Below are 5,838 nucleotides of genomic sequence, written 5' to 3'. Positions count from 1 at the left end.
GGCAGGTTCTGGGCGGTGAAGTAGGCCTGCCAGCCACCGCCCAGCTCGGCGCGCTCCACCAGTGTCTGCTCGTAGCCCATGATGGTCAGCGCCACGGTCATGCCCATGATGCCGAAGACCAGCAGGCCGATGGACCATTTGGTCAGGGCGGTCATGCGCATGATGCGGATGCCGGCGGCGCCCTGAATGGCCAGATACATCATGGCGATGAGAATGGCGGCGTAGGCACCGAAAAAGGCCAGATGGCCGTGGGCGGCGGTGAACTGGGTACCGTGGGTGTAGATGTTGACCTGTGGCAAAGTGTGGAAAAAGCCCCAGATGCCCGCGCCGAGGAAGTTGCCGAAGGCGTTCATGCTCACCCAGGCCATGGCCGGTGCATTGCGGATGGCGGAGCGGTTCTCAAGCGCCTGTGTGCGGCCCTGCTCCTTGCCCCAGTCATAGAGAACATGAACGAACATGGCCACCAGAGGTACCGGCTCCAGCGAACTGAACAGGGCGCCGATCTCCCACCAGTACTCCGGAGTGCCGATCCAGAAATAGTGATGTCCCAGACCGAGGATACCGGAGCCGAACAGCATCAGTACCTCGATCCACAGCCACATTTCTACGATCTGGCGTTTGGCACCGATAATTTTGATCAGCGCCCAGGCAGCAATGGCGCCGACGAATACCTCCCATGTGGCCTCCACCCACAGATGGATGACCCACCACCAGTAGTACTGGTCCAGTGAGATGTTGTCGGTGTAGAACATGCCGGCCAGATAGAGGCCCGCCAGTGCCAGCAGGTCTGCCACCAGCACGGTCATGATGCCGGTCTTGCGCTCGGCTTTCAGGTAGGCGCCGAGCACGTTGTAGTAGAAGACGAGCACAACGGCGACGATGCCGATGTCGGCCCAGCGGGGTGCCTCAATGTATTCCCGCCCTTCGTTGATCAGCCAGATGGAGCTGTCCTGTCCGGGGCCCACCTGGATGAACAGATAGACCAGCACCACCACGGCGACCGCCAGAGTGAGAATCCAGAAAGCCAGTTCGCCCAGCTTGAGTCCGGCGGCCTCCTGTCCCGTTTCATCCGGCAGCAGGTAGTAGACCGAGCCGATCATGGCATAGAGCATCCATACCACCATGGCATTGATGTGCACCATGCGATTGACGCTGAAATCCAGCGTGTTGAACAGAAAGTCGGGCCACAGATACTGGATGCCTGCCAGCAGGCCGAACAGCAGCTGAGCGCCAAACAGGACCAGTGCCACGGCGAAATACTTCATGGCCAGCCGCTTGGTGGGCGACTCAAAGGCCGGGTGTGCGAGCAGTTTACTTAGCATAGGTCACCTCTCCCTGATGCGGCTTGGAGAAATTGCGTGGAAAACCGTTGGTATCAATGGCGCTCATGTGCTTGAGAAAGGCCACGATGGCCATGGCCTCGTCCCGCGTGATGCCTAGATCAGGCATGCGGCGGGTATGGGTGGCGTATTTGGGTGGATCCATCAGGAACTTGGCCATGGCCTCCTCGGTTGTGTGGGTCTGGGTGAGCGTCTGCATCAGACCGTCTTTCTGCCAGGCCGGGTCCAGCCATGCCTTGGTCAGATCCGGCGCATAGTAAGCGCCGTTGCCCAGCAGAGTGTGGCAGTTCATGCAGTTTTTGGCCTGCACGGTGACCTTCCCCTTATGCACCAGAGCGCGTGCTTCTTCCGGTGACCAGATCTTGCCGAAAAACGGCTGTTCTTCTCCTATGACAGGCACTTCATGACCCCGCTTTCGGTTCATTTTGTATTCAATGGCATGGTTGATCACCGTTGGGGCGGGCACGCGGCGCACCTTGCCCGTTTTCAGATCTTCATCCGACCCCATCTGGATCTGGCTCATGGTGTCAAAGGTGAGAAAAATGAGCAGAATGGCGGAGAAGCCCGTCACCCAGGCAGCGGACCGCCGCCAGAAAGATGTGCTGCTCCAGACGCTGGGATCATGCTGACTCATGGGATTCCTCCTCTTGGTGGCGTGTTTCGGACTGGTCGATCAGCTGGAAATAGAGATGGGGCACGAACAGGTAGGCGATCATGGTGATGGCCAGTACCTTGTAGGTGAAGGCATTGGCCTGAATGAGCACGCTGAGCGCATACAGACACCACGCCTGCGCCCCCCACATGGCATAACCCAGAGGCAGGGTGAGGTAGCGGTAGAACCCCATCTTGCCGGCGGTAATGAGCGCGGCATAGAGCGCCCCGAACACCAGTACGAAGCTGGCATAGAGAAAGATGGGCAGAAACTGATCGGGCTGAATGGTCGGCCAGGCGATATAGGTCATTGATTGATACCTCCAGTGCGAAATTAGCACTGCAGGTAGCGGGCAGGCTTGATCCAGGTCAATAAGTGCGCTGTTGAGCGTAAAATTTGAACGAGATATAAAAAAACCGCGGCAAAAGCCGCGGTTTCATAAAGGGAGGTAATGGTTGAGACGGCTTACAGCTCGTCAGCGTGCTTGGCCAGGTAGTCGGCAACCCCTTCGGGTGTGGCCTTCATGCCTTCCTTGCCCTTCTGCCAGCCGGCGGGGCACACTTCGCCGTGCTGTTCGAAGAACTGCAGCGCTTCCACCATGCGGATGGTCTCGTCCACATTGCGGCCCAGCGGCAGGTCGTTGATCACTTCGTGACGAACGATGCCTTCACGGTCGATCAGGAAGGTGGCGCGCAGCGCCACGTTTTCGGGATGGCGCACGCCGTAGGCGTCCATGATGTTGCCGCCCACATCGGCCACCAGCGGGAAGCGCACGGGGCCGAGGCCGCCTTCGTTGACCGGGGTGTTGCGGTAGGCGTTGTGGGTGAACTGGGAGTCGATGGAGATGCCCACCACCTTGGTGTTCAGTTCCTTGAAGCGGTCGATGCGGTGGTCGAACGCAAGAATCTCGGACGGGCACACGAAGGTGAAGTCCAGCGGGTAGAAGAAGACGACGCCGTAGGAACCGTCCAGATACTCGCGCAGGTTGAAGTTTTCGACGATGGTGCCGTCTTCCAGCACGGCGGCGGCCGTGAAGTCAGGGGCCGGTTTGGTGACCAGAACGCTCATGTTGACACTCCTTTTTTGTGTTGTATGAATGAAGGACCGCTACAGTTTAATCAATGCGGAATACATCATCAATCCACGACCGATTGCTAATTTCAATCATGAAGGTGGGTGGTGGGCATCAGCGCCGGCCATTGCCGCCGGCTTCCAGCAGGGCGCGGTCCAGAAGGGCGGTGGGCAGGAGGCGCTTGAGCCAGGCGAACAGGTGCGTGGGCAGGGTGACCGGGTAGCGGGCCCGTGGCCGGTGGCTTTCCAGCGCCCGGAGCAACGCGCGGGTGACCGCCTCCGGACCGAGAGTAAAGGGGGCGGCCGGGCCTTCCTTCTTCAGGCGCTGGATCATGGCCTCGTACTGGGCGTGGTGAGCGCTTTCGCTGGGGTCGATCCAGCGGCGGAAGGCGGCGTAGGCGTTTTCGCGGAAGCGGGAGGTGATGGGGCCCGGTTCGATCAGCACCACGTCGATGGGGGTGTCCCACAGTTCCAGCCGGAGGGTATCGGCCAGACCCTCGATGGCGAACTTGGAGGCGTTGTAGGCACCACGATAGGCCATGGCGGCAAAGCCCAGCACCGAGCTGTTGTAGATGATGCGTCCGCCCTTGCCGTGGGCACGCAGGTGGGCGATGAAGCGGTTGGTCAGCGCTTGGGTGCCGAAGACGTTGGTCTCGAACTGGGCACGCAGGGCATCGCGGGACAGATCTTCCACCGCGCCGGGCAGGCCGAAGGCGCCATTGTTGAACAGGGCGCGCAGTCGGCCGGTTTCGCTCAGATCGATGGCCGCCTGCAGGCCTGCCTCTATGCTGGCAGGGTCGTCCAGATCCAGCTGCACGCACTTGATGCCTTCCTGCTGCAGGGGTGCGACATCCTCCGCCTTGCGCACGCTGGCGATGATGTCATATCCCATCTGCTCCAGTGCCAGTGCCGCATGGCGACCGATACCGCTGGAGCAGCCGGTGATCAGCACCGAATCCGGCGGCAGAACGGGATCGGCGCGGCGCATCACAGCACCTCCGCTGCCCATTGGGCGAGACGGGAGCGTTCCCCCTTCTGCAGGGTGACATGCCCGCTGTGATCCCAGCTTTTTGCCCGGTCCACCACATAGGTCAGTCCGCTGGTGGTTTCGGTGAGATAGGGCGTGTCGATCTGCGCCAGGTTGCCCAGACAGACCATCTTGGTGCCGGGCCCGGCCCGGGTGATGAGCGTTTTCATCTGTTTGGGCGTGAGGTTCTGCGCCTCGTCGATGATGACGAATTTGTTGACGAAGGTGCGTCCGCGCATGAAGTTCATGGACTTGATGCGGATGCGCTCATGCAGCAGGTCCTGCGTTGCCTGCCGCTGCCAGCTGTTCTGACCCTTCATGGTGCCTGTGAGCACTTCCAGGTTGTCCAGCAGCGCACCCATCCACGGGGTCATCTTCTCCTCCTCCGTGCCGGGCAGAAAGCCGATGTCCTCGGCGATGGGAATGGTGGCGCGGGTCATGATGATTTCCGTGTAGCGGTTCTCCTCCAGCGTCTGTTCCAGCGCGGCCGCCAGAGTCAGCAGCGTCTTGCCCGTGCCCGCCTGGCCCACCAGAGTGACAAAGTCGACCTCCGGGTCCATCAGATGGTTGAGGGCCATGTTCTGCTCCGGATTGCGGGCGTGGATGCCCCAGACCGCCTGCTGGGTGTAATCGTGCGGGTATTCCAGCGTGACGGTGGTGCCCTCCACCTGCCGCACAATGGCGGTGAATCCGGCCTCATTGGCGCTGACGAGGAATTCGTTGGGATACCAGTCCGGTTTCTCGTCCAGCGTCAGGCGGTAGAAGGTGCGCCCGTCCTCCTGCCATGAGGTCATGCGGTCGGCGTGTTCCTCGTAGAAATGCTCCGGCAGCTGGGTCCAGCCGGTGTAGAGCAGATCGGTGTCCTCCAGCACGCGGTCGTTGTAGTAGTCCTCCGAATGCAGGCCTACCGCGGCCGCTTTGATGCGCATGTTGATGTCCTTGGTGACCAGCGTCACGTCCCGGTCGGGGAAGCGGTGCTTGAGGGCCAGCCCCGACTCGATGATGTGAGTGTCCGCCTTGTGACCGATCAGGCCGCCCACCCCATCATGAGTCACCGGCGGTTCGGTCTCGAAGAACAGCTTGCCCAGCCTGTGGGCTTCATGATCCCGGGGCAGGGGGCCGCTGTATTTGCTCAGCGGAATGCCGTGCTGAATCTCCTCGAAGGACTCGCCACTGATGAGCACATCCAGAATGCGGTTGGCCTCGCGGGCGTTGCGCGCGATTTCCGACACTCCCTTCTTGTGGTTGTCCAGCTCTTCGAGCACGGTCATGGGCAGGAAGATGTCGTGCTCGTCGAAGTTGAACAGCGCCATGGGGTCATGAATGAGCACATTGGTGTCGAGAATGAAGATGCGTTTGTGGGAATGTCGCTTCATGACGGGGATCCTCGGTGGTGTTCATTCGGCCTGCAGGTTCCGCAGCGTCTCCAGCACGGCTTCCACATGTCCGGGCACCCGCACCTTGCGCCATTCGTGGCGCAGGATGCCTTCCGGGTCGATCAGGAAGGTGCTGCGCTCAATGCCCATGTATTCCCGACCATAGTTCTTCTTCAGCTTGATGACGTCAAACAGGCGGCACAGGGTTTCGTCCGGGTCGGAGATCAGCTCGAACGGAAAGCAGTACTTCTCCTTGAAGCGCTCGTGGGATTTCAGGCTGTCGCGCGAGCAGCCGTAGATGTCACAGTTCAGTGCCTGAAAGTCGGCGTAATGGTCGCGGAAGCCTTCGCCTTCCTTCGTGCAGCCCGGGGT

Annotated in this window: 7 protein-coding genes; all 7 read right to left on the bottom strand. The window is 60.7% G+C overall.

The annotated features are described in order from the left end of the window. Positions 1-1,322 (bottom strand): cbb3-type cytochrome c oxidase subunit I (locus tag F8K16_RS02500; RefSeq protein WP_294946484.1); only part of this gene is annotated, 1,322 nt, incomplete at its 3' end. Further along, complete coding sequence (locus tag F8K16_RS02495; RefSeq protein WP_294946481.1) at positions 1,312-1,974, bottom strand: cytochrome c; 663 nt, start codon at positions 1,972-1,974, stop codon at positions 1,312-1,314. The genes F8K16_RS02495 and F8K16_RS02500, both read right to left, overlap by 11 nt. After that, the gene (locus tag F8K16_RS02490) at positions 1,961-2,302 is read right to left on the bottom strand and encodes a hypothetical protein (protein WP_294946478.1); all 342 of its coding nucleotides are present in this window, start codon (positions 2,300-2,302) and stop codon (positions 1,961-1,963) included. The genes F8K16_RS02495 and F8K16_RS02490 overlap by 14 nt, the downstream gene beginning before the upstream one ends. Positions 2,303-2,457: 155 nt before the next feature. Further along, complete coding sequence (locus tag F8K16_RS02485; protein ID WP_294946476.1) at positions 2,458-3,060, bottom strand: peroxiredoxin; 603 nt, start codon at positions 3,058-3,060, stop codon at positions 2,458-2,460. A 118-nt stretch (positions 3,061-3,178) separates the two neighbouring features. Continuing rightward, the gene (locus tag F8K16_RS02480; RefSeq protein WP_294946474.1) at positions 3,179-4,051 is read right to left on the bottom strand and encodes an SDR family NAD(P)-dependent oxidoreductase; all 873 of its coding nucleotides are present in this window, start codon (positions 4,049-4,051) and stop codon (positions 3,179-3,181) included. Continuing rightward, on the bottom strand, positions 4,051-5,466 hold the full coding sequence (locus tag F8K16_RS02475) for a PhoH family protein (protein ID WP_294946471.1): 1,416 nt from the start codon (positions 5,464-5,466) through the stop codon (positions 4,051-4,053). Before F8K16_RS02475 ends, F8K16_RS02480 begins: the two co-directional genes overlap by 1 nt. A gap of 21 nt (positions 5,467-5,487) precedes the next feature. Further along, a partial coding sequence (locus F8K16_RS02470; RefSeq protein ID WP_294946469.1) for a peroxiredoxin occupies positions 5,488-5,838 on the bottom strand: 351 nt, incomplete at its 5' end.

This window comes from Sulfurivirga sp. (assembly GCF_015490265.1).
GTDB lineage: Bacteria > Pseudomonadota > Gammaproteobacteria > Thiomicrospirales > Thiomicrospiraceae > Sulfurivirga.
The sequence above is the reverse complement of the archived record's forward strand: the minus strand, read 5'-3'. Positions and strand labels throughout refer to the sequence as shown.